Source organism: Variovorax sp. DAIF25 (genome assembly GCF_050711835.1).
In the GTDB taxonomy this organism is placed as follows: domain Bacteria; phylum Pseudomonadota; class Gammaproteobacteria; order Burkholderiales; family Burkholderiaceae_C; genus Variovorax.
The window spans coordinates 3,512,362-3,535,674 of record NZ_CP136636.1 but is presented as its reverse complement, the minus strand read 5'-3'; the positions used below and the strand labels follow the sequence as shown (position 1 = coordinate 3,535,674).

The following is a 23,313-nucleotide window of genomic DNA, read 5'->3' as shown; positions in this document are numbered from 1 at the left end:
ATTACACATTCAGTCAGATCGCTTTTTCCGCACGCAGCCGGGCAATCTCCGGCGCACCGTAGCCCAGCTCGGCGAGAATGGAGTCGGTCTGCTCACCCAAAGCAGGCACCGGCCCCATCGGTAGCGGCTCACTGCCACTGAGGTGATGCGGCGGGTACAGCGCCGGCAGTGGGCCGCTGGGAGAGCCGATTTCGGTCCAGCGCCCACGCGCCGCCAACTGCGGATGGCGCCACAGAGCGGCCATCTCGTTGAGCTGGGCATTGGCGATTTGCGCCGCATCCAGGCGCTCGACCAATTGCTCGGCAGTCAATGTCGAGCACACGCCTTCGATGACAGCGCGCAACTGCTCGCGCCGGGCCAGCCGGTTGGCATTTCCCATATACGTCTTGGCCAGTTCCGGCTGAAGCAGCACCTGATCGCAAAAAATGGCCCACTCACGGTCATGCTGCACCGCCAGCACCACCTGCTTGCCGTCGCCGCAGGTGAACGGGCCGTAGGGGTAAATCGCCGCATGCGAGGCACCCGCGCGCGGCGGCGGCGGCTGGCCGTCCAGCGTGTAATAGAGCGGAAAGCCCATCCACTCGGACATCGCTTCGAGCATCGAGATTTCGAGCCGCTGACCGCGCCCAGTGCGACCGCGTTGAAGCAGCGCGGCCAGCACGCTGCTGTAGGCGTACATGCCGGCGGCGATGTCGGCAATCGACAGCCCGGCCTTGGACGGCTGCTCGGGGGTGCCGGTCACCGATACAAAACCGGCCTCGCTCTGGATCAGCAGGTCGTAGGCCTTCTTCTCGGTGTAGGGACCGCCTTCGCCGTAACCGGAGATGTCGCACACGACGATGCCGGCATTGACAGGCGCCAGGCTCGCGTGGTCCAGCCCCATGCGCGCCGCCGCGCCAGGCGCGAGGTTTTGCACGAGCACGTCGCAGCGCTCCACCAGCTTGTGCAGCACAGCGCGCGCGGCCGGCTGTTTGAGATCCAGCGTCAGGCTCTCCTTGGAGCGGTTGCACCAGACGAAGTGCGAAGCCAGGCCGTGCGCGCGGGTGTCGTAGGCGCGGGCGAAATCGCCCTCGCCCGGGCGCTCGACCTTGATGACGCGCGCCCCCAGGTCAGCGAGCTGACGGGTGCAAAACGGCGCGGCGATCGCGTGCTCGAGCGTGACGACAAGCATGCCTTCCAGGGGACGCATGGCAGCTTCTTTCAGAACGAACGCGGCATCCCGAGCACGTGCTCGGCCACGTAGCTCAGGATCAGGTTGGTGGAGATCGGCGCCACCTGGTACAGCCGAGTTTCACGAAACTTGCGCTCGACATCGTATTCACAGGCAAAGCCGAAGCCGCCATGCGTCTGGATCGCGGTGTTCGCGGCCTCCCACGAGGCTTTCGCCGCAAGGTACTTGGCCATGTTGGCTTCGGCGCCGCAGGGCTGGTGCGCGTCGAACAGCTCGCAGGCGCGCCAGCGCATGAGGTCGGCGGCTTCGGTTTCGATGTGCGCCGCGGCAATCGGGAATTGCACGCCCTGGTTCTGTCCGATCGGGCGATCGAACACGCAGCGCTCACGGGCGTAGCGCGCGCTGCGATCGACGAACCAGCGGGCGTCGCCGATGCACTCGGCGGCAATCAGCGTGCGCTCGGCGTTCAGGCCGTCAAGAATGTACTTGAAGCCTTTGCCTTCCTCGCCGATCAGGTTGTCCGCCGGGATTTCGAGGTTGTCGAAAAAGAGCTCGTTGGTCTCGTGGTTGACCATGTTGCGGATCGGCTTCACGGTGAGGCCCTTGCCGATCGCCTCGTGCAAGTCGACGATGAAGATCGACATGCCTTCGGACTTGCGCTTCACGTCCTTGAGCGGCGTGGTGCGCGCCAGCAAAATCATCAGGTCGGAGTGCTGGATGCGCGAGATCCACACCTTCTGGCCATTGACGACATAGCGGTCACCCTGCTTGGCCGCCGTGGTCTTGATCTTGGTGGTGTCGGTGCCGGTGGTGGGCTCGGTCACGCTCATGGATTGCAAGCGCAAGTCGCCGCTGGCGATTTGGGGCAGGTAGCGGCGCTTTTGAGCGTCCGAGCCATGGCGCAGCAGCGTGCCCATGTTGTACATCTGGCCGTGGCAGGCGCCGGCATTGCCGCCGCAACGGTTGACTTCTTCCATCACCACCGAGGCTTCGGCCAGCCCCAGACCGGCGCCACCGTACTCCTGCGGGATCATCACCGCCAGCCAGCCGGCGCGGGTCAGCGCGTCCACAAATTCCTCTGGGTAGGCGCGCGCTTCGTCGATCTTCCGAAAGTACGCGTCCGGGAAGCGTTTGAAAAGATCGCGCAGCGCGGCGCGCAACTCCGGATAACGTTCTTGTTTCATCATGCTCGGTTTTTGAAGAATCCGTGATGGGCCTAACGGAACTTGCTGAAGTCAGGCTTGCGTTTTTCGAGGAAGGCGCTGGCGCCTTCCTGTTGTTCGCCGGTGTTGAAGTAGTTGGGCGCCACTTCCTGGATAAGGTCGTTCATGTCGCGGCCCATGATCGGCGCCATGTGATGATAGAAAGAACGTTTGACGATCTTCAGGCAGGTCGGCGAGAGCGACAGCAACTCGTCGCAATACTTGCGCACCTCCTCGTCGAGCTTGGCCATCGGCACCACGGAATTGACCAGGCCCCAGTCGAAAGCCTGCTGCGCGGTGTAGCGGCGGCACAGCATCCACAGCTCGCGAGCGCGCTTGTGGCCCAGCACATTGGCTGCGTGCGAGACAATGTAGCCCCCTGCGGGGGAGCCCACACGCGGCCCATTTTGGCCGAAGATCGCGTGCTCTGCAGCGATGGTGAAGTCGCAAAAGTAGGCGATATGGTGACCAGCGCCAATCGCGTAGCCGTTAACGCGCGCGATCACCGGCTTCGGGCACTCGGCGATTTGCCGGTTGAAATTGAACTCCAGGTCCTGCAGGCCGCTCTTGCCACCTTCTCCCTTTTCCCAGTTGACGTCGCCGCCGACGCAGAAGGCGCGCTCGCCCACACCTGTGAGCACGATCACGCCGACTTTCGGGTCGCTGCCGGCCTGGGCCAACAGGCTTTCCATTTCCTTGATCGTGTCACCGGTAAACGCGTTCAGCGTCTTGGGCCGGTTGATCGTGATGGTGGCGACGAAATCTTTGACCTCGTATATGACTTCTTTGTCGGACATAACTGAATCTCCTGTTGAAGTTTGGGGATCGATGGATGACAAGTGGTCAACTCGTGTGCAGTTTCAGCACGCCGTCTCGTACGAGTTGAGTGACCTCGGCCGGGCTGTAACCCAGCTCGCCAAGAATGGCCGCGCTGTGTTCACCGAGCTTGGGCGGCGGCGGCATGGCGTCGGGCCGGCGCATGCCCTCGGCCAACTGCGCTGGAAACGGGATCAGCGGCAGACCCGGTAGCGCCGGATGCTCGACGAAGCGGTCGGCCAGCACTGGGTCAGACATGGCCCCGGACACCGTGTTCACCGGCCCGCAGGGAATGTCTGCAGCCTCGAGCGCAGTCACCCACTCGGCAGCCGGGCGTATGACAAAGATCGCCGCCAGTTCGGCCAGCAGCGCGGGCCGGTTGGCAATGCGTGCGGCGTTTCGGTCGTAGCGCGGATCGGCCAGCCAGGCGGGCTGGTTGACAACGCCACAAAAGCGTCTGAACGCACCTTCATTGACCACCGACACGCTGAACCAGGCACCGTCGGAACCCTGGAAGTGGCGGCTGGGCACGGCGATCGGCAAGTTCACCGAGCGAAGCGGCTCGCGCTGCTCGACGGCGTGCTCGCCCACCTTGGCTGCCATGAAGTTGAACATGGTGTCGGCCAGCGCCAACTCGACGCGCTGCCCGCGGCCGGTCTGCTGCCAGTGCATGACCGCGGCCAGCACACCCAAGGCGCCACACATGCCAGACGCCACATCGATGATCGGCAAGCCGATGCGAACCGGTGGATCACCTTCCTCGCCGCTGGCGTAAAAAGCCCCGGCCATGCCCTGCACAACACTGTCAACGGATGGGCGCAAACGGTACTCGCTGTCTTCGCCAAAGGCCGACACCATGGTGTAGATGATTTCCGGGTTGACCTGTCGCACCTCCTCGTAGGTCAGCGCATTTTTCTCGGCGAAATCGGGGCGAAAGTTGTGCACCAGCACCTGCGACTGGGCGATCAGTCGGAGCAGCGCCTTGCGCCCTGCGTCCGTGCGGAAGTCCAGTGCCAGAGACTCCTTGCCACGGTTGCAGGTCATGAACGCAACGCTTGAATCGCCGTAGAACGGCGGGCCGAAATGCCGTCCCTCCTCGCCGCTCAACGCCTCGACCTTGATGACGCGCGCACCGAGGTCTGCCAGCACCATGGCCGTATACGGACCGGCGATCAAGCGCGACAGGTCGACGACCGTGATGCCCTGGAGAATGCCCGCCACGCCTTCGCCTCGTCTTACTTCTTGGCGCCGCGCATCCGGCTGCGGAACGCGGCGATGCCGTCCCGGTGCTCCGGCGTGTCCTCGAGGACCGCCATGTGCGAAGAAACCATGTCCAGGTGGGTGGCCAGCGCCATCGTCTGGCTCTGGTAAACCGCGCGGCGGAAAAAGCGCACCGCCTGCTGCGGTTTGGCCGCGATAGTGCGCGCCAGCGCGTAAGTGGTCGCCATCAGTTCTTCATCGGGCACCACCCGGTTGACCATGCCGATGCGTTCGGCCTCCTGCGCATCGACGGTGCGGCCGGTCCAGAACAATTCCAGGGCGCGCGCCGTGCCGATCAGGCGCGGCAGGAACCAGGCGCCCGCATCGCCGGCCATCAGCCCGATGTCGATGTAGCTCTCGGCCAGCGTGGCCGAACTGGCCATCACCCGCAGGTCGCACATCAGCGCCATGTCGCAGCCGGCGCCCCGCGCGGCGCCGTTGATGGCCGCGATGACCGGCTTTTCCATGCGCTCCAGCGTCAGCGCGATGCGATGCACATGGCGGTACAGGAAGTTCTTGCGGCCCAGGCTGTCGAGTTCGCTGAACTTGGCCATTTCGTCGAAATCACCCCCGGCGCAAAAGGCACGACCGGCGCCCGTCACCACGATGACCCGCACCCGATCGTCGGCCTCGGCCGACTCCAGCGCAGCCCGCCAGGCGTCGATCATCGGCAGATCGAAGGCATTGAGTTGGCCGGGACGATTGAGGGTCAGCGTGCCGATGCCGTCGGCATCGATCGTGAACAGAATGGGTGACTCAGCAGACATGAAAGCTTTCCTCTCTCTCGGTTGGGTAGCGCGAAACCTCAAGTCAAACACCGACCGGAGGATGGCATCATGGTAACATAACAGATGTTAGTTAGTTTTAAAATTCCAGCAGCCACACCTGCGCCGACGATGCGGAGGTTGTCAAACCGAGCGGACGAAATCAACGATCGACAGCGTGCCCGCGAGCACCTGCTCGCCGACCACCTTGTTCCAGCAGGCCTCCGAGCCGTGGGTCATACGCCACTCGTGCAGGCGCCGGGTCAGCAACTGCAAATCGTATTCTTCAGTCACCCCGATCGCGCCATGCAAGGCATGGGCAATTGAAGCGACCAAGCCGGCCGCCTCGCTGGTGCGGGACTTGGCCATGGCGGCCGCCAGCAGGGACGGCGCTTTTCCGGCACCCTGAAAAGCTGCTTCAGCGGCCATGGATGCGGCTGCGGTGTGCTCGGCCATGACGCTCAATTGATGTTGCACCGCCTGGAACTTGCCGAGGGACTTGCCGAATTGCATGCGGTCGTTGCAGTATTGCAGCGTCATCTCGAACACACGGCTCATGGCACCGCTGAGCAGGGCCGCATGCAGTGCGGCCCCGAAGGCTGGCAACAGTGCGCCACCACGGGGCGCGCGGGCTGCGCTGCTGGCATCGGGCCAGGTGAGCGTTGCCGTCAGGCTGCGGTTCACACCAGTGGCCTGACGCCGGGCCGCCGCGCAAGGCAGCAGCAGCAAAACATCACCGTCGCAGGCCAGCACGAAGTCCGCCAGCAGGCCATAAGGTGTGAACTCGCAAGTGATGCCTCCGCCGGTTTCACGTCGAAACGCGGAGGCCAGTGTGATCATGCCGTCGGGCATGATCATCTGCGAGGCCAGCAGCGCGCGCGCCACGATGGTTTGTGCCACGGGCATCGGTACCGTGTAGCGTCCAAAATGGCTCAGGACTGGAAACAGCTCGGCCAGGCTCAGGTCGGCTCCGCCCTCGGATTCAGGCGCCATCAAGGCCAGAAATCCGGCACCCGCCACCGCATCCCACAAGGCTGCGGCTGAGCCACCCGCTTCGATGGCCCGCACCACAGCCGGAGTGCACTGGTCTTTGAGAATGTCTTCTATGGCTTCTGCAAACACGGCTTTGTTCTTTCTCAACGCAAGCCCAGCCCACGCGCGATCATGCCGCGCAGGATCTCGCGCGTACCGCCGCGCAGAGAATAGGTGGGGGCCATCTGGCTCACGTAGGCCAGCGTACGGTACAGGTCGGCATCCACCGGCGCGTCCGGGTTCATGGCGATGGCCGCCTCGATGACGGCTGGAATGCTTTGCTCAAATTCTGTACCGATGTCCTTAACCAACGCGGCCTCGACGATCGGGCTGTCTCCGTTGACCAGCTTGCTGGTGACGGCGATGGACATGTGGCGCAGCGTGGCCAGATGCGTAGTGAAGCGCCCAATGGTGGCGGCGTGGACAGCGGCGTCCTGCGTGTGGCGCAGGCAGGCGATCCAGTGCTCCAGCAAAACGATGCTTGAATAGATACGTTCCGGGCCGCTGCGTTCGAAGGCTAGTTCGGCATTGACCTGTGCCCAGCCGCTGCCCTCTTGGCCGATCAGGGCGTCATCGGCCAGCAGCACATCGTCGAAAAAGACCTCTGAAAAATGGGCATCACCGGTCAGATCATGAATCGGACGCACCGTCACGCCGGGCAAGGACAGGTCGACAATAAACTGCGATAAACCCGTTTGCCGGTCCTGCGGCTCGCCCGAGGAACGCACAAGGGCGATCATGTAGTGGCAATGCTGCGCATTGGTGGTCCAAATCTTGCGGCCGTTCAAACGCCAGCCACCTTCGCAGCGTGTCGCACGGGTGCCGACACTGGCGAGGTCGGAGCCGGCATTGGGTTCGCTCATGCCGATGCAAAAGAAGGCCTCGGCGGCGCAGATTTTCGGCAGATAGAACTGACGTTGCGCTTCAGTGCCAAACTTCATGATGAGTGGCCCGCTCTGACGGTCGGCGATCCAGTGCGCCGACACAGGTGCGCCGGCGGCGAGCAGTTCTTCCACGAGCACAAAGCGCGAGAAGGCGTCCAGGCTGGCGCCGCCGTATGCGGCCTGCAACGTCACGCCGACCCAGCCACGCGCGGCCAGCTTTTGGCTGAAAGCGGCATCGAAGCCCATCCATGACCGCGCCCGAATGTCCGGCGGCCCGGGTTCGAAGCTGGACTGGAGAAAGGCTTTTACCTCGGCGCGAAACGGGTTTGTCGCCACTGGAAGCTTGGCGAGCCGGAAAGCCGATAGCAGATTGCTCAAGGACAGTATCTCCGTGAATTGGTCATCGCTGAAATGGGGAGCACCACACCGATACCGTCTTCGCCCTAGTGCAGTGTTACAGAATCGCTACAGAGCAGCCACCAGTTCCGGCACCTCGACGAAAAGGTCCCCTACCAGACCATAGTCCGCCACTTGGAAGATCGGCGATTCTGCGTCCTTGTTGATGGCGACGATGACCTTGCTGTCCTTCATGCCGGCCAGATGCTGGATGGCACCCGAGATGCCGACCGCCACATACAGCTGTGGCGCGACGATCTTGCCGGTCTGTCCGACCTGATAGTCATTGGGGGCGTAACCGGCATCGACGGCGGCGCGAGAGGCTCCAAGCGCGGCACCAAGCTTGTCGGCCAGCGGCTCCAGCACGGCATGAAACTTCTCGGCGGCCCCCAGTCCGCGTCCGCCCGACACAATGATCGAAGCAGCGCTGAGCTCCGGACGCTCAAGCTTCACCACCTCACGCCCGACGAGTCGGCTCAAGCCCAGATCAGTCGCGGCGGCCAGCGTCTCGATCACTGCCGTGCCGCCCGCGCCCACCGGGTCGAAGGCGGTGGTGCGAATGCTCAGCACCTTGATGGCATCCTTCGATTGCACACGCGCCAGTGCATTGCCGGCATAAAACGGGCGAACGAAGGTGTCCGCGGACTCGATGGCGATCACGTCCGACACCTGAGAGGCGTCCAGCAGTGCTGCCACGCGCGGCAGCACGTTCTTGCCAAAGGCGGTGGCCGGTGCCAGCACATGGGTGTAGGCTGCATCGGAGCGCACCCGTGACCGCACCAGTTCGGCCAGATTCTCGGCGAGGTGGGCTTCGTAATGGGCTGCATCGGCGTGCAGCACCTGGGCCACGCCCGCGACCGCCGCAGCGGCCTGGGCCACGGCAGCACAGTTACCACCGGCCACCAGCACGTGCATGTCGCCGCCCAGCCGTTTGGCGGCGGCGATCGTGTTCAACGTTGACGCCTTGAGTGCGGTGTTGTCGTGTTCCGCAATGATCAGTGTCGTCATCAGATCACCTTAGCTTCTTCTTTGAGTCGTTTGACGAGTTCGGCCGTATCGGCCACCTTGATGCCGGCTTTGCGCACCGCCGGCTCGCTGACGCCAAGGGCAACGGTGCGCGGCGCAATGTCGATGCCAAGATCGGCCGCTTTGATCATCTCCAGCGGCTTCTTCTTCGCCTTCATGATGTTTGGCAGCGTGACGTACCGCGGCTCATTGAGCCGCAGGTCGGTCGTGATCACAGCCGGCAGCTTCAACTCGAGGGTTTCCAGTCCGCCATCGATTTCGCGCGCCACGACGGCCCGCTCGCCCGCGATCTGAACCCTCGAGGCAAAGGTCGCCTGCGGCCAACCCATCAGCGCGGCGAACATCTGCCCCGCCTGCCCCGCGTCGTCGTCGATAGCCTGCTTGCCGAAGATGACCAGTTGCACACCCTCCTTCGTGGCGACATGGCTCACCAGCTTGGCCACAGCCAGTGGTTCGAGTCCGACGTCGGTTTCAATCAGCACGCCGCGATCGGCGCCGATGGCCATCGCGCTGCGCAGCGTCTCCTGGCAAGCGCTCGGGCCGCACGACACGGCGATCACTTCCGAAGCGACACCGCCCTCCCTGAGGCGCACCGCCTCCTCGCAGGCGATCTCGTCGAACGGGTTCATGGACAACTTCTGGTTCGCGAGATCGACTCCCGAACCGTCGGACTTGACGCGGGCCTTGACGTTGTAGTCCAGCACCCGCTTGACAGCGACCAATATCTTCACGTTATCTCCAGGGGTTCAAACAACTTGCACATACGGGCCTGGGTACAGCCCACTCACATCCACTTCTACTTCCAATCCTTACACCTCGCGCAGCTTGGCATCAGCCTCCTTGCCGCGACTGACCGCTTCATGAATTGCCTACACCCGACGGGTTAACTGCGGACTTGTTGCTGTTTCTCCTAGCGTGCCCGATACGGCCACGCGAGGAAACAGCATCTTGAACATGCTCTGCGCCAGCGCATCGACATCCAGACGCCCCTCGGGTCGGTACCACTGCGCCGTCCAATTGAGGGCACCGAGCACCGTCTGTCGCACCAGCACGGCATCGGATTCGACCAGGCCCAACACCACAGCCTCATTGATCGGGTCCATCCACAAGGCCTCGTAGGCATCACGCAATGCCAGCACCCGGGTCTGGGCGGCGGGCGACAGGCTGCGCCACTCGTAGAGCAGCACCGTCATCGCGTCGAGTCGCGGGCCCAGCAAAGCCTTCAGGTGGCTACGCACCATCGACAGCAGCCGCTCGGGCAAGCGGGTCTCACCGGCCAGTCCGTCGCGCACCGACTGCATGATGTCGCGAACACCGCCCTCCATCACCGCCACGAGCAATTCCTCTTTGGTGGCGAAGTGATAGAAGAGCGAGCCCGAGGTCATTCCCAGCGCATCGGCGATATCGCGCACCGAGGTGCGCTCGAAACCGCGACGCCGGAACTGGCCCGCGGCAATGGCCAAAATCGCATCCTTCCGCCCGTTGTCACGCACTTTTGTCATGCCATATACTATATCATCTAACAAGCGTTTGATAGACCTCAGGTCGCGGACTCGACACTTCCGGCGCATTCGGCATGGCTGGATCGAAGCCTTCGCAGCCATCACAGCTGTCGACCAAGCCAGATTTAAACCACCTAAAGGACAGGCCCAGACATGCTGACACGCACCATCTTCGGCGAAGAACACGAACTCTTCCGCGACCAGGCCCGTCGCTTCCTGGAGCTGGAAGTCATTCCCCATCACGCCGGCTGGGAAGCAGATGGCATCGTGCCGCGTGAGGTCTGGCGCAAGGCAGGCGCTGCGGGTCTGCTGTGTCCGGCCATCCCCGAAGCCTACGGCGGCGGCGGTGGTACGCGTCTGCACAGCACCGTGCTGATCGAGGAAATCGCGCGCGCCGGCACGAGCGGGATCGGCTTCGGGCTGCACTCGGACATCGTCGCTCCCTACATCCTGGCCTACGGCACCGAGGAGCAAAAGCTCGCCTGGCTGCCGCGCATGGCCACCGGCGAGGTCATTGGCGCCATTGCCATGACCGAGCCGGGAGCGGGCAGCGACCTGCAAAACGTGCGCACCAGCGCGGTCCGCGACGGCAATGAATGGGTCATCAATGGCCAGAAGACCTTCATCACCAATGGCCAAAACGCCGACCTGGTGATCGTGGTCGCCAAGACCGACCCGACGCAAGGCGCCAAGGGCACCTCACTGCTTCTGGTCGAGACTGGGCGCCTCGGTTTCACGCGCGGGCGCAACCTCGAAAAGATCGGCATGAAGGCGCAGGACACCTCCGAGCTGTTCTTCGACAACGTACGGGTGCCAGCGGGCAACATTCTCGGCGGTGAGGGCAAGGGCTTCTTCCTGCTGATGCAGGAGCTCGCCTGGGAGCGCATGCAGATCGCCATCGGCGCGGTGGCAGGCGCCGCGGCGGCGCTCGAATGGACGCTGGCCTACACCAAGGATCGCAAGGCCTTCGGCCAGCGCGTGATCGACTTCCAGCACAACCGCTTCAAACTTGCCGAGATGAAGACCGAGACCCAGGTCGCACAAGTCTTTGTCGACCGCCTGCTCGGCCTGCTGATGGACGGCCAGCTTGATGCTGCCACCGCCGCGATGGCCAAGTACTGGACCACCGACCTGCACTGCAAAGTGCTTGACCAATGCCTGCAGATGTTCGGCGGCTTCGGCTACATGTGGGAGTACCCGATTGCCCGCGCCTATGCGGATGCACGCGTCGCGCGCATCTACGGCGGCACCAACGAGATCATGAAGGAAATCATCGGCCGCACGCTGTAGAACGCGCGGTCCGCCGTTTTTTCGCCTCCACCGATTCAAAAAAGGAAACCCACCATGACCGGTGCATTCATTTACGACGCCGTGCGCACGCCGCGCGGCAAGGGCCGCAGCTCAGGCGCTCTGCACGGCACCACGCCCATCAGCCTGGCCATCACGGCGTTGCAGGCGCTGCGCGAGCGCAACGCCCTGGACACCGCCTTCGTAGACGACATCATCCTCGGCTGTGTCGAGCCCGCCGGTGAGCAAGGCGCCAACATCGCCCGCGTGGCGGCCATCGCCGCCGCTTATCACGAGTCCGCTCCAGGCGTGCAGATCAACCGCTTCTGCGCCTCCGGACTCGAAGCCTGCAATATGGCAGCCGCCAAGGTGATGTCGGGCCAGTCGCCCCTGGTCATCGGCGGCGGCGTGGAGAGCATGAGCCGCGTGCCGATGGGCACCAGCGGCGGCGCCTGGGCGGCCGATCCGGCGGTGGCGATTCCGACCTATTTCGTGCCGCAGGGCATTTCGGCCGACCTGATTGCCACCCTGTACGGTCACAGCCGCAAAGACGTGGACAGCTACGCCGTCGAGAGCCAGCGTCGCGCCGCGCAAGCCTGGGCCGAGGCACGCTTCGCCCGCTCCATCGTGCCCGTGAAAGACGTGAACGGCTGCGTCGTGCTCGAGCGCGATGAACACATGCGCGCCGACACCACCCTGGAGTCGCTGGCCCAGCTGGAGCCTGCGTTCAAGGTGCAGGGCGAGAAATACGGCTTCGACGCGGTCGCCCTCCAGCGCTATCCGGAACTCGAGTGCATGACGCACGTGCATCACGCCGGCAACTCGTCGGGCATTGTGGACGGCGCGTCCGCGGTGCTGATCGGCAACGCCGAGGTCGGCAAACGGCTCGGCCTGAAAGCCCGTGCCCGCATCCGCTCGTTCGCATCGATCGGCAGCGAGCCCACCATCATGCTGACCGGCCCCTCCTACTCGGCGGAAAAGGCGCTAAAGCTGGCGGGCATGAAAGCGGCAGACATCGATCTCTACGAGTTGAACGAAGCCTTCGCCTCGGTCGTGCTGCGCTTCATGGAGGTGATGAACGTCCCACACGACAAGATGAACGTCAACGGCGGGGCCATCGCGATGGGGCACCCGCTCGGCGCCACCGGCGCCATGATTCTGGGCACCCTGCTCGACGAACTCGAGCGCCGCAACCTGGCCACTGGCCTGGCCACGCTGTGCGTGGGCGCCGGCATGGGCACGGCCACCATCATCGAGCGCGTCTGACCCGGCAGCCCCCGTGAACGCGCAGGTTCCACCCCATTTACCAGGACTCTCACCATGACGATCGACTACAAGGTGGATGCGGAAGGCATCGCCACCATCACCTGGGCAATGCAGGACGTGCCGATGAACGTCCTCAACGAACAATCCATCCCCGCGTTCAGCGAGGCCGTGCGCATGGCCGTGGCAGACGCCGCCGTCAAGGGCGTGATCATCGCCTCGGCCAAGACCGATTTCATCGCCGGTGCCGACCTGAACATGATGCTCGCGATCACCGACGTGCAAGGCCTGATGGACTTCGTCGCGCGCCTGCACACTTTGCTGCGCGGCATCGAAAAAAGCGGCAAGCCCTTCGTCGCCGCGCTCAACGGCACCACGCTGGGCGGCGGCTATGAGGTCGCGCTGGCCTGCCACCGCCGCATTGCGGCCGACAACCCCAAGGCCCAGATCGGCCTGCCCGAAGTGGCCATCGGCCTGCTACCGGGGGGCGGCGGCACGCAGCGCCTGCCGCGCCTGATCGGGCTGCGCGGAGCCCTGCCCTTGCTGCTCGAAGGCAAAAAGTTGCCTCCCGAGAAAGCGCTCGAAGCCGGCCTGGTCGACGAGGTCGTGCCGGCCGACCAGTTGCTCGCACGCGCCAGGCAATGGCTGCTGGCCGAGGGCGTCAAGAATGTCGTCAAGCCGTGGGATCAGAAAGGTTTCAAGCTGCCCGGCGGCGCGGTGCAAAGCCCCGCCGGCTACGAAATCTTCACGGCCGCCAACGCCATGCTGCGCGCCAAAACATTTGGCAACTATCCCGCACCTGAGGCGATTTTGAACTGCGTCTACAACGGCTGCCAACTCGACATGGATTCCGGCTGCAGGGTCGAGATGCGCGAGTTCGCGAAGCTGGCGACGGGGCCTGAATCGAAGAACATGATCCGTTCGCTGTTCTTCGGCATCGGCGACGCGAACAAGCTCGCCTCGCGCCCCAAGGATGTGCCCAAGGCCAGCTACCGCAAGGTCGGCGTCCTGGGCGCGGGCATGATGGGCGCGGGCATTGCCTATGCGTGCGCCGAAGTCGGCATGCAGGTGGTGCTGCTCGACTCCAGCCTCGAAGCCGCGAACAAAGGTAAAGGCTACAGTGAAGCGCTGTGGGGCAAACGCGTGGCCGCCAAGCGCATGGGCGAGGCCGAACGCGACGCCAAGCTCGCGCTGATCCAGCCCACGACCGATTTTGCGGCGCTTGACGGTTGCGACATCGTGATCGAAGCCGTGTTCGAAGACCGCGCCATCAAGGCAGATGTCACGCGCAAAGCCGAAGCCCAGCTTGCGCCCGGCGCCGTCTTTGCATCCAACACCAGCACCTTGCCCATCACCGGCCTGGCCGAAGCCTCGGCGCGCCCGGCGAACTTCATCGGCCTGCACTTCTTCTCGCCCGTGGACAAAATGCCGCTGGTCGAGATCATCCGCGGCAAGGCGACGAGCGACGAGTGCCTCGCGCGTGCCATGGACTTCGTCAAGGCCATCCGCAAGACGCCCATTGTCGTCAACGACAGTCGCGGTTTTTACACCAGCCGCGTGTTTTCTACCTACGTCGGCGAAGGCCTGGCGCTGCTTGCCGAAGGTGTGGCGCCGGCGCTGATCGAAAACGCCGGCCGCATGTGCGGCATGCCCGTTGGGCCGCTCGCGCTGGCCGACGAGGTATCGCTCGAACTCATGGCGCGCATCCGTAAACAGACCGCCGCCGATCTCGGCGCAGCCTACCAGCGCAGCGCCATCGACGATGTCTGCGACCGCATGGTTGACAAGCTCGGGCGCCTGGGCAAGAAAATCGGCAAGGGCTTTTACGACTATCCGCAAGGCGCGCCCAAACACCTCTGGAGCAGCCTCGCGCAGGAGTTTGCGCTGGCAGCAACGCAGCCCAGCGTGGACGACGTCAAGCAACGCCTGATGTTCATCCAGTCCGTCGAAACCGCGCGCTGCCTCGAAGAAAAGGTGCTGCTCGCGCCCGTCGATGCCGACGTGGGCGCCATTTTGGGCTGGGGCTTCCCGCCCTGCCTCGGTGGCCCGATCGGCCAGATCGACACCGTGGGCGTGGCCGAATTCGTCCAGACCTGCGAAGCCCTGGCGCAGCGTGTCGGCCCGCGTTTCGCCCCGCCCCAGTTGCTGCGCGACATGGCCCAGCGCGACGCCGCCTTCTACCCCCGTTGAGCGAGGGATAGCCCCCATGCCCGCCATCCAAAGCCAAATCGATCCGCAATCAGAGAGTTTCCAGCGCGAGCGCGAGCAGATGCTCGCGCTGATCCACCACTTTCGTGACTGCGAGGACCGCGTGCGCAACACCTCCAACAGCCAGGAGTCCAAGTTCCGCGCGCGCAAGCAATTGCTGCCGCGTGAGCGCATCGCGCTGCTGCTCGACCGCGGCTCCGAATGGCTGGAGTTTTCCACGCTCGCGGGCCTGCGCATGCACGACGACGATGGTGACAAAAACGTGCTCGGCGGCGGCATCATCACCGGCGTCGGCAGAGTGTCGGGCGTGCGCTGCGTGGTGATCGCGTCCGACAGTGCGATCAAGGGCGGCACCATCACGCCCATGGGCATGCGCAAGAGCCTGCGTGCCGAAGCCATCGCGATGGAAAACAAGCTACCCGTGGTCCGCCTCGTCGAGTCGGGCGGCGCGAACCTCATGCACGTGGGCGAGGTCTTCATTGAAGGCGGGCGCGGCTTTGCCAACCAGGCGAGGCTCTCGGCCGCTGGCATTCCGCAGATCTGCGTGATGCACGGGCATTCGACGGCCGGCGGCGCCTATCTGCCCGGCATGTCCGACTACGTGATCATGGTGCGCGGACGTGCCAAGGCGTTTCTCGCAGGCCCGCCGCTGCTCAAGGCCGCGACGGGCGAAATCGCCACCGACGAGGAACTGGGCGGCGCCGAAATGCACTGCACCACCTCGGGCGTGGCCGAATACCTGGCCGAAGACGACGCCGACGGCATCCGCATTGCGCGCGACATCGTGGCGCGTCTGCCCTGGAACGACAATCTGCCGCTGCGCCCCTCCAAAATCTGGAAGGAGCCGCGCTATGCCATCGACGAGATCGTGGGCACCGTGCCCGTCGATTTTCGCCACCCCTACGACATGCGCGAGGTGCTCGCACGCATCATCGACGACTCCGACTTCCTCGAGTTCAAGGCCCTATACGGGAGCGCCACGGTGTGCGGCATGGGCGCCATCGAAGGGCAGCCCTGCGGCTTTTTGGGTAACAACGGCCCGATCGATCCACAGGGCGCGACCAAGGCCGCGCAATTCATCCAGCTGTGCAGCCAGTCGGGCACGCCGCTCATCTTTTTGCAGAACACCACGGGCTTTCTCGTGGGCAAGGACGTGGAGCAGGTCGGCATCATCAAGCACGGCGCGAAGATGATCCAGGCCGTCACCAACGCCACCGTGCCGCGCATCACGCTGATGATCGGCGCCTCTTTCGGTGCCGGCAACTATGGCATGTGTGGCCGCGCCTACGACCCCCGTTTTGTCTTTTCCTGGCCCAACTCGCGCGTGGCCGTGATGGGTGGCGAGCAAGCTGCGACGGTGATGCGCATCGTCACCGAAGAAAAATTTGCCCGCACGGGCAAGACGCCGCCGACCGACGCCATGCAAGCCATGCGCGAGGAAATCCTACAGCGCTTCGACATGGAATCGCACGCGTTCTTCGCCACGGCGCGCCTATGGGACGACGGCATCATCGACCCGCGCGACACCCGCCGCGTGCTCGCCACCGCCCTGGCCGTGTGCCGCGACGCCGAAGCCCGTCAACTGAATCCCAACACCTTCGGTGTCGGCCGGATGTGAGAAAGCCCATGCGTTTTACCAAGATCCTGATCGCCAACCGTGGCGAAATCGCCTGCCGCGTGATCCGCACGGCCAAAGCCCTGGGCTACCGCACCGTGGCCGTTCATAGCGAGACCGACGTCCAGGCCCTGCACGTCGCCCTGGCCGATGAGGCCGTCTGCATAGGCCCGCCACCCGTGCGCGAGAGCTACCTTAACATGCAGGCACTGCTGCGCGCCGCGGCCAGCACGGGCGCTGACGCCGTGCATCCGGGCTACGGCTTTCTGTCCGAAAACGAAGCCTTCGCGCAAGCCTGCCAGGACGCCGGGCTGGTCTTCATCGGGCCAGACCCCGAGGCCATTCTGCACATGGGCAACAAGGCCGGCGCCAAGCGCCTGATGCTCGCTGCGGGCGTGCCCTGCGTGCCCGGCTACCAGGGCACCGACCAGTCCGACGCCGTGCTGATCGCGCAGGCACGCGAAATCGGTTTTCCCATCATGGTCAAGGCCGCGGCCGGCGGCGGCGGTCGTGGCATGCGCCTCGTCGCCAAGACCGAAGACCTGCCCAACGCACTCGCCAGTGCACGCTCCGAAGCCCAAAACGCCTTCGGCAGCGACGAGCTGATCCTCGAGCGCGCCGTAATCGAGCCGCGCCACGTCGAAATCCAGGTGTTCGGCGACCGGCACGGCAACATCATCCACCTCGGCGAGCGCGACTGCTCGATCCAGCGCCGCCACCAGAAAGTGTTCGAAGAAGCGCCCTCGCCTGCCGTCTCGCCCGAGTTGCGCGCGCGCATGGGCGCCGCCGCCGTGGCCGCGGCCCGTGCCGTGAACTATGTGGGCGCAGGCACGGTGGAGTTTCTGCTCGACCGCGATGGCAAGTTCTACTTCCTCGAAATGAACACGCGCCTGCAGGTCGAGCACCCCGTGACCGAGTGCGTCACAGGGCTGGACCTCGTCGCCTGGCAGTTCGCCGTGGCGCGTGGCGAGGCGCTGCCGCTGACGCAGGAGCAGGTGCAGCTGTCGGGCCACGCCATCGAAGTGCGCCTGTACGCCGAAGACCCGTACGCCGACTTTCTGCCGCAAAGCGGGGACGTGCTCGTGTGGCAGCCGCCCAGCGGGCCCGGCGTGCGCGTGGACCACGGCCTGATTGAAGGCCAGGCCGTGAGCCCGCACTACGACCCGATGATCGCCAAGATCATCACCAGCGGCGCGACGCGCGAAGAAGCGCGCAGGCGCTTGATCGGCGCGCTGCACAACACGCAGCTGCTGGGGCTAGCGAACAACCGCTCGTTCCTCGAAGCCGTGGCCGAGCATCCGATGTTCGCCGCAGGCAATGCCAACACGGCCTTCATCGCGCAGAACTTCGACGCTGCGCAGTGGGTGCGTCCGCAGCCCGACTCGCTCGCGCTGGCAATCGCGGCTGTGCTCTGGTTCGATGCCACCACGCCCGCGGGCGCGCGCCCCTGGCGCACCACCGGGCCGGCACGCTGGCCCATGACGCTGGGCGAAAACGAGCGCCGCCACCTCATCTTCGTGACCGCGCTGGACAATCACGACTACCGCATCGAAGTGGGCGCGCAAGTGCACCAGATCCGCGTACTCGCTAGCAGCGGCGCCCAGCTCAGCCTGCTCGCCGACGGCGTGCGCCAGCAGGCATTGGCGGCATTCGATGACTGCAGCCTGCACCTCGAATTCAAGACCCTGAGCGCCTGCTTTGAAGACGTGACGTACGCGCCGCCCGCCGGTGCCGCAGGCAGCGCCGAGGCGCGCATCGTCGCGCCCATGAACGGCAAGGTGCTGGGCGTGTTCGTGCAGCCCGGCGATCGTGTCGAAAAGGGCCAGCGCGTGGCCGTGCTCGAAGCCATGAAGATGGAACACCAACTGCTCGCGCGCCGCGAGGGCGTGGTCGGTCAGGTGCTCGTGCGCGTAGGCGACCAGGTGCCGTCCAAAGCTGTTCTGGTGTCGCTGGTCGAAGAAGAAAGCGCGTAGCCAGCCGCCGGCCCCGTTCACACAACCCCTCACCACTAAAGCAAAGATTCAAGGAGACGCCCATGTCCACCACCGCCCAAGGAGCCAGTCCTTTTTACACCACCGAACATGTGGCCTTTCGCGACGCCATGCGCCGCTTCGTCGCGAAGGAAATCACGCCGTTCGTCGATGAATGGGACGACGCCGGCAGCTTTCCGCGCGAGCTCTACCGCAAAGCCGCCGAAGTCGGTCTGCTGGGCCTGGGCTTTCCCGAAGCCTATGGCGGCAACGACGGCGACCTGTTCATGACCATCATCGCCTCGCAGGAGCTCGCGCGCTGCGGCGCGGGCGGCGTGCTCGCTAGCCTGCTGTCGCACACCATAGGCTGCCCGCCCATCGTGAACGTGGGCAGCGAGACGCTCAAGCAGCGCGTGCTGCCACCCGTGCTGCGCGGCGAAAAGATCAGCGCGCTGGGCATCACCGAGCCATCGGGGGGCTCGGACGTGGCCAATCTCAAAACCACGGCGCGGCGCGAGGGCGACCACTACATCGTCAACGGCTCCAAGACCTTCATCACCTCGGGCATACGCGCGGACTTTTACACCGTGGCCGTGCGCACCGGCGGCCCCGGACCCGGCGGTGTTTCGCTGCTGCTGATCGAGAAAGGCACGCCCGGCTTCACGCAGACGCCGCTGCGCAAAATGGGCTGGCTGTGCTCGGACACCGCGACGCTGTATTTCGACAACTGCCGCGTGCCCGTGGCAAACCTCGTCGGCCAGGAAAACCAGGGCTTCAAGGCCATCATGAAGAACTTCAACCGCGAGCGCATCTTCCTCGCTGCGGGCACCAACGGTTTTGCGCGAGTGTGCCTGGACGAGGCGCTCGCCTGGGCCAAGCAGCGCGAGATGTTCGGCGGCAAGCTCATCGACATGCAGGTCACGCGCCACAAGCTCGCCGACATGGCCATGCGCATCGAGGCCACGCAGGCCATGCTCGAGCTGCTGGCCTGGCGCGTCGAACAGGGCGAGCATCCCGTGGGTGAAATTTGTCTGCTCAAGAACCAGGCCACGCAGACCATGGCTTTTTGCGCCAGCGAGGCCGTGCAGATCCACGGCGGCGCAGGTTTCATCCGCGGCGTCACCGTCGAGCGCATCTACCGCGAGGTCAAGGTCAACGCGATCGGCGGCGGCGCCGAAGAAGTCATGCGCGACCTGGCCTCTCGCCAGCTCGGTTTCCATGCATGAAATCGGTCTCCAGTGCACGAATTTCCTGCACAAGCAGCTGCATATAAGGTAGCAACAGGTTTGCCCAAGATGCCATCCACCCTTGCCACCGCATCCGCTACCGGCGCCATGCCGCAAGACCTGCACCGTGCCCTGCGCGAGGCATTGCAGACGGCGCCTGGCATAGACGACAGCGGCGGCTTTCCACGCGACTGGTGGGCCCACCTGGGCCGCGGCGGCATGCTGGGGCTAGGGTTTTCGGCGGATGGGCGCCCTCCTGTGGCCGACGCCGTGCAGGTCAGTGCGCTCGCGGGGCAAATCACGCACGCCACGGGCAGCCTGGGACTGGGCATGGCCTGGATGATGCAACAGATGCTCGGGCGCTACGTGCTCGGCCCGCTCTTGCAGCAGGGCGCATCGGGCACATTGAGCGCATCGCACGCAATGCTCACACAGCTGCTGGCGTCCATGGCTGCGGGTGAATGCCTGCTCGCGCTCGCCATTTCCGAGCCCGGCGTGGGCGCACAGCCCAAGCACTTGCGCACACGCGCTGTGCTGGACCGTGATGGCGAGCACTGGATACTGGACGGCCACAAGGCCTTCGTCAGCAATGGCCCTGCCGCCGATGCCATCATCGTGCTCGCCGTGAGCTCCGAGCACGAGGGGCGCAAGCGCTTCGACGCCTTCTTGCTCGACACCCAAACACCCGGCCTCGCGCGCGAAGCGAACGCGGGCGTGCAAGGTCTGGCGCCGCTGGGGCATTGCGACCTGTTGCTCGCATCTTGCCGTGCTTCTGCGAGCCGGCGTATAGGCGCGCCTGGGCAGGCCTTTGAAACCATCGCACGACCCGTGCGCGCCGTCGAGGACGCGCTGCTGCTCGGCCCGCTGCTCGGCGCCATGCAATGCGAACTCCAAGCGCTGGCGCGTGCGCTCGGCATGGCGGCCGCAACGTCGGGCGATAACAGCGTCTCCAATACAGCCGCCACCGACGCCGTGCGCGAACTCGGTGCGCTGCAGCTCGAATGGCAGGCGCTGCATGCCGTGCGCGACGCCGTCGCCCGCCAGCTCGAAACGCAGGGCTACGAGGAAGCGCTGGCCTACTCCACCGTAGGCGCGCGCCGCCTGCTCGAACGCTGGCAGACCGCGTATGAAAGGGCCTGCGAAGGGGCGTCGCAAGCCGTGTCTCTCGCACCGCTCTTTGCCGAAAACAGCGCGCAAACCGGCGTAGCCCCGCGTTCTCTCGCCCGTGATCTGCGTCTGGTGCTGGGCATCGCTCGCGGCGTCGCTCAATCTCGTCAACGCCAAACGGGGCAGCAGTTGCTCCACTCCATCTCCTCATGAAAACAGAGCATTCCGACCATTTCGCATCCATAGACCGCGTCGCCCAGAGCTTCGCTGCCGTCGACTACATCGCGAGCTCCGCGATCGCCACCTCGGTCTATCTGGGCTTTCAGCTCGAAAAGCCCATCCTGATCGAAGGCCCGGCCGGCGTGGGCAAGACCGAGCTCGCCAAGGGCATGGCCGAAGTCCTCGACGTGCCGCTGATCCGCATGCAATGCTACGAAGGCCTGGACGAATCCAAGGCGCTGTACGAATGGAAATACGGCAAGCAGCTGCTCTACACCCAACTGCTCAAGGACAAGCTCGGCGAGATGATGCAGGGCGCCCAGGGCCTGGCCGAATCCATGGACAGGCTGCACGCGCACGACGACCTGTTTTTCAGCGAACATTTTCTGGAGCCGCGCCCGCTGTACCAAGCCCTGCACCAAGAAAAGGGCTGCGTGCTGCTGATCGACGAAATCGACAAGTCCGACCCCGAGTTCGAGGCCCTCCTGCTCGAAGTGCTGTCGGACTTCCAGGTCTCGGTACCCGAACTCGGCACCATCAAGGCCAAGGTCAAGCCCATCGTCTTCCTGACCAGCAACAACACGCGCGAGATGAGCGATGCGCTCAAACGCCGCTGCCTGCACCTGCACATCACCTTTCCCGAGCCGGCGCTCGAGCGCCGCATCCTCGAGCGGCGCGTGCCGGGCCTGTCCGGCACGCTCAACCGCGAGTTGGTCGCCTTCATCCAGGCGGTGCGCCAGCTTGACCTCAAAAAGCTCCCCTCGGTCAGCGAAACCATAGACTGGGCCAAGACGCTGCTGCTGCTCAATGCCGAACACCTGAGCCTGGACCTGGTGCGCGACACGCTCAACGTGTTCCTGAAGTTCGAGCAGGACATTGCCACGGCGAATGAGCAGATGGGGAATCTGTTGCAACAAGCCCGCAAGGACGCGGAGCTGTCCCATGCAAGCCACGCTTGAAGACTTTTTCAAGGCGCTGCGCGGCAGCGACCTCGAAGTGCACCTGAACGCGCAGGTCGATGCGGCGCGCGCCGTCGAGCTCGTCGGCTGGAGCGACCGCGCGCTGCTCAAAAACGCGCTCGGCACCACGCTGGCCAAGACCACGGCAGACCGCGTGCTGTTCGACGAGGCCTTCGACCGCTTCTTTTGCTTCGATGCGTTCAAAAAACCGACGGGCAGCGCATCCGGCGCAGGCCAAGCCGTCCCGCAAGGCGCGGATCAAACCAACCCTGACCAGCCCAAGGACGAGCCACCCAAAACGGGCTCGGGAGGCCCCGGCGGCTGCCAGGGCAGCGGCGGGCAGGCGCTGTCGCAGCTGCTGCTCTCGGGCGACTCGGCGGCACTCGCCAAGCGCATGCAGGTGGCCGCGCGCGAAGTCGGCCTGACCGACATCTGGTTCTTCACGCAAAAAGGCTACTACACGCAAAAAATCCAGCAGGCCATGGGGCTGGAGCTGCTCGACCGCGAAATCTCCGAAGCCAAGCGCCAGACCATGGCGCCCGAGCGAGCCAAAGAGCTCGAACTTACGCGCAAGCGCCTGTTCAACGAGGTGCGCGACTTCGTCGAGCGCAAGCTCGCGCTCTACGGCACCGCGCCCACGCGCCAGCTGCACGACGATTTTCTGCAGACGCAAAAGCTCTCGAACATCGAAAAACGCGACTTCGAGCGCATGCACATCATCGTGCGCAAAATGGCCAAGCGCCTGGCCGAGCGCCACGCGCGGCGCAAAAAGCAGCGCGTACGCGGCCAGCTCGACTTCCGCAAGACGCTGCGCAAAAACGCGGCCTACGGCGGCATCCTGTTCGAGACCTTCTGGCGCACCAAGGTGGTGGATAGACCGCGCGTGATCGCCATCTGCGACGTGAGCGGCTCGGTACGCCAGTACGCGCGCTTTTTGCTCTTGTTCCTATACAGCCTGGACGAGCAATTGAGCGGCGTGCGCAGCTATGCGTTCACCAACCATCTGGTCGATGTCAGCGACACCTTCACGCAGCTGCCGGTCGAGCATGCCGTGGACAAGGTCATCCAGGCCGTGGGCGGCTCGGGCACTGACTATGGCCAGACCTTGCTCGACATCGAAGAGCAGCTGCTCGACCAGATCGACCGCCGCACCACCATCCTGTTCCTCGGCGACGCGCGCAACAACCGCGGCGAGGCGCACACCGAGGTCATGCGCCTGCTCTACGAGCGCGCGCGCCGCGTGATCTGGCTCAACCCCGAGCCCACCTCGTTCTGGGGCCTTGGCGATTCGGAGATGAAGCGCTACGCGCCCTATTGCCACATCGCGCGGCAGTGCAACTCGCTCGTGCAGCTCGAAGGCACGCTCGACGCGCTGCTGCGCACGCACGCGGCCAGCACCTGAGACG

General features: G+C 64.7%; 19 protein-coding genes. 9 read left to right on the top strand and 10 right to left on the bottom strand.

Annotated elements, in window-relative coordinates:
• Positions 1–13 precede the first annotated feature (13 nt).
• From R0232_RS16480 to R0232_RS16435, 10 genes are all read right to left on the bottom strand, one after another.
• Positions 14–1,189 (bottom strand): CaiB/BaiF CoA transferase family protein, encoded by a 1,176-nt coding sequence (locus R0232_RS16480; protein WP_431512800.1) that lies wholly within the window; start codon positions 1,187–1,189, stop codon positions 14–16.
• 11 nt (positions 1,190–1,200) lie between these two features.
• Positions 1,201–2,358 (bottom strand): acyl-CoA dehydrogenase family protein, encoded by a 1,158-nt coding sequence (locus tag R0232_RS16475; protein ID WP_431512799.1) that lies wholly within the window; start codon positions 2,356–2,358, stop codon positions 1,201–1,203.
• Positions 2,359–2,387: 29 nt separating this feature from the next.
• A complete protein-coding gene (locus tag R0232_RS16470) occupies positions 2,388–3,170 on the bottom strand; it encodes an enoyl-CoA hydratase-related protein (protein ID WP_431512798.1) in 783 nt (260 codons plus the stop codon).
• A gap of 46 nt (positions 3,171–3,216) precedes the next feature.
• On the bottom strand, positions 3,217–4,410 hold the full coding sequence (locus tag R0232_RS16465) for a CaiB/BaiF CoA transferase family protein (RefSeq protein ID WP_431512797.1): 1,194 nt from the start codon (positions 4,408–4,410) through the stop codon (positions 3,217–3,219).
• A 14-nt stretch (positions 4,411–4,424) separates the two neighbouring features.
• The gene (locus R0232_RS16460) at positions 4,425–5,216 is read right to left on the bottom strand and encodes an enoyl-CoA hydratase/isomerase family protein (protein WP_431512796.1); all 792 of its coding nucleotides are present in this window, start codon (positions 5,214–5,216) and stop codon (positions 4,425–4,427) included.
• 141 nt (positions 5,217–5,357) lie between these two features.
• On the bottom strand, positions 5,358–6,335 hold the full coding sequence (locus R0232_RS16455) for an acyl-CoA dehydrogenase family protein (protein WP_431512795.1): 978 nt from the start codon (positions 6,333–6,335) through the stop codon (positions 5,358–5,360).
• Positions 6,336–6,349: 14 nt separating this feature from the next.
• A complete protein-coding gene (locus R0232_RS16450) occupies positions 6,350–7,507 on the bottom strand; it encodes an acyl-CoA dehydrogenase family protein (RefSeq protein WP_431512794.1) in 1,158 nt (385 codons plus the stop codon).
• Between the two features lie 87 nt (positions 7,508–7,594).
• On the bottom strand, positions 7,595–8,533 hold the full coding sequence (locus tag R0232_RS16445) for an FAD-binding protein (protein WP_066690098.1): 939 nt from the start codon (positions 8,531–8,533) through the stop codon (positions 7,595–7,597).
• The gene (locus R0232_RS16440) at positions 8,533–9,282 is read right to left on the bottom strand and encodes an electron transfer flavoprotein subunit beta/FixA family protein (RefSeq protein WP_431512793.1); all 750 of its coding nucleotides are present in this window, start codon (positions 9,280–9,282) and stop codon (positions 8,533–8,535) included. The genes R0232_RS16445 and R0232_RS16440 overlap by 1 nt, the downstream gene beginning before the upstream one ends.
• 138 nt (positions 9,283–9,420) lie before the next feature.
• Positions 9,421–10,053, bottom strand: a complete 633-nt coding sequence (locus R0232_RS16435; protein WP_431512792.1) for a TetR/AcrR family transcriptional regulator — start codon at positions 10,051–10,053, stop codon at positions 9,421–9,423.
• A 153-nt stretch (positions 10,054–10,206) separates the two neighbouring features.
• Here R0232_RS16435 and R0232_RS16430 point away from each other — a divergent pair, with 153 nt between their 5' ends.
• The 9 genes from R0232_RS16430 to R0232_RS16390 all read left to right on the top strand — a co-directional run bounded on the left by R0232_RS16430 (position 10,207) and on the right by R0232_RS16390 (position 23,309).
• Positions 10,207–11,343 carry an acyl-CoA dehydrogenase family protein gene (locus R0232_RS16430; RefSeq protein WP_066690107.1) on the top strand — a complete coding sequence of 379 codons (1,137 nt, stop codon included), beginning with the start codon at positions 10,207–10,209 and terminating at the stop codon, positions 11,341–11,343.
• Between the two features lie 54 nt (positions 11,344–11,397).
• Positions 11,398–12,606, top strand: coding sequence for an acetyl-CoA C-acetyltransferase (locus R0232_RS16425; protein WP_431512791.1), 1,209 nt, complete (start codon positions 11,398–11,400; stop codon positions 12,604–12,606).
• Positions 12,607–12,660: 54 nt separating this feature from the next.
• Positions 12,661–14,793, top strand: coding sequence for a 3-hydroxyacyl-CoA dehydrogenase NAD-binding domain-containing protein (locus R0232_RS16420; RefSeq protein WP_431512790.1), 2,133 nt, complete (start codon positions 12,661–12,663; stop codon positions 14,791–14,793).
• Between the two features lie 16 nt (positions 14,794–14,809).
• A complete protein-coding gene (locus tag R0232_RS16415) occupies positions 14,810–16,429 on the top strand; it encodes an acyl-CoA carboxylase subunit beta (RefSeq protein WP_431512789.1) in 1,620 nt (539 codons plus the stop codon).
• A gap of 8 nt (positions 16,430–16,437) precedes the next feature.
• Entirely contained in the window at positions 16,438–18,399 is a 1,962-nt protein-coding gene (locus tag R0232_RS16410) for an acetyl/propionyl/methylcrotonyl-CoA carboxylase subunit alpha (protein ID WP_431512788.1), read from the top strand.
• Positions 18,400–18,461: 62 nt separating this feature from the next.
• Positions 18,462–19,622, top strand: coding sequence for an acyl-CoA dehydrogenase family protein (locus R0232_RS16405; protein ID WP_431512787.1), 1,161 nt, complete (start codon positions 18,462–18,464; stop codon positions 19,620–19,622).
• Positions 19,623–19,691: 69 nt separating this feature from the next.
• A complete protein-coding gene (locus R0232_RS16400; protein ID WP_431512786.1) occupies positions 19,692–20,942 on the top strand; it encodes an acyl-CoA dehydrogenase family protein in 1,251 nt (416 codons plus the stop codon).
• Positions 20,939–21,907 carry an AAA family ATPase gene (locus R0232_RS16395; RefSeq protein ID WP_431512785.1) on the top strand — a complete coding sequence of 323 codons (969 nt, stop codon included), beginning with the start codon at positions 20,939–20,941 and terminating at the stop codon, positions 21,905–21,907. The genes R0232_RS16400 and R0232_RS16395 overlap by 4 nt, the downstream gene beginning before the upstream one ends.
• Complete coding sequence (locus R0232_RS16390; RefSeq protein WP_431512784.1) at positions 21,891–23,309, top strand: VWA domain-containing protein; 1,419 nt, start codon at positions 21,891–21,893, stop codon at positions 23,307–23,309. Before R0232_RS16395 ends, R0232_RS16390 begins: the two co-directional genes overlap by 17 nt.
• Positions 23,310–23,313 lie beyond the last annotated feature (4 nt).

Excerpts from the sequence above, each read along its gene's own strand:
- R0232_RS16390 (WP_431512784.1), top strand. The coding sequence starts at position 21,891 with ATGCAAGCCACGCTTGAAGACTTTTTCAAGGCGCTGCGCGGCAGCGAC.
- R0232_RS16405 (WP_431512787.1), top strand. The coding sequence starts at position 18,462 with ATGTCCACCACCGCCCAAGGAGCCAGTCCTTTTTACACCACCGAACAT.
- R0232_RS16415 (WP_431512789.1), top strand. The coding sequence starts at position 14,810 with ATGCCCGCCATCCAAAGCCAAATCGATCCGCAATCAGAGAGTTTCCAG.
- R0232_RS16420 (WP_431512790.1), top strand. The coding sequence starts at position 12,661 with ATGACGATCGACTACAAGGTGGATGCGGAAGGCATCGCCACCATCACC.
- R0232_RS16470 (WP_431512798.1), bottom strand. The coding sequence starts at position 3,170 with ATGTCCGACAAAGAAGTCATATACGAGGTCAAAGATTTCGTCGCCACC.
- R0232_RS16480 (WP_431512800.1), bottom strand. The coding sequence starts at position 1,189 with ATGCGTCCCCTGGAAGGCATGCTTGTCGTCACGCTCGAGCACGCGATC.
- R0232_RS16425 (WP_431512791.1), top strand. The coding sequence starts at position 11,398 with ATGACCGGTGCATTCATTTACGACGCCGTGCGCACGCCGCGCGGCAAG.
- R0232_RS16430 (WP_066690107.1), top strand. The coding sequence starts at position 10,207 with ATGCTGACACGCACCATCTTCGGCGAAGAACACGAACTCTTCCGCGAC.
- R0232_RS16395 (WP_431512785.1), top strand. The coding sequence starts at position 20,939 with ATGAAAACAGAGCATTCCGACCATTTCGCATCCATAGACCGCGTCGCC.
- R0232_RS16410 (WP_431512788.1), top strand. The coding sequence starts at position 16,438 with ATGCGTTTTACCAAGATCCTGATCGCCAACCGTGGCGAAATCGCCTGC.
- R0232_RS16400 (WP_431512786.1), top strand. The coding sequence starts at position 19,692 with ATGCCATCCACCCTTGCCACCGCATCCGCTACCGGCGCCATGCCGCAA.
- R0232_RS16460 (WP_431512796.1), bottom strand. The coding sequence starts at position 5,216 with ATGTCTGCTGAGTCACCCATTCTGTTCACGATCGATGCCGACGGCATC.
- R0232_RS16475 (WP_431512799.1), bottom strand. The coding sequence starts at position 2,358 with ATGATGAAACAAGAACGTTATCCGGAGTTGCGCGCCGCGCTGCGCGAT.
- R0232_RS16435 (WP_431512792.1), bottom strand. The coding sequence starts at position 10,053 with ATGACAAAAGTGCGTGACAACGGGCGGAAGGATGCGATTTTGGCCATT.
- R0232_RS16445 (WP_066690098.1), bottom strand. The coding sequence starts at position 8,533 with ATGACGACACTGATCATTGCGGAACACGACAACACCGCACTCAAGGCG.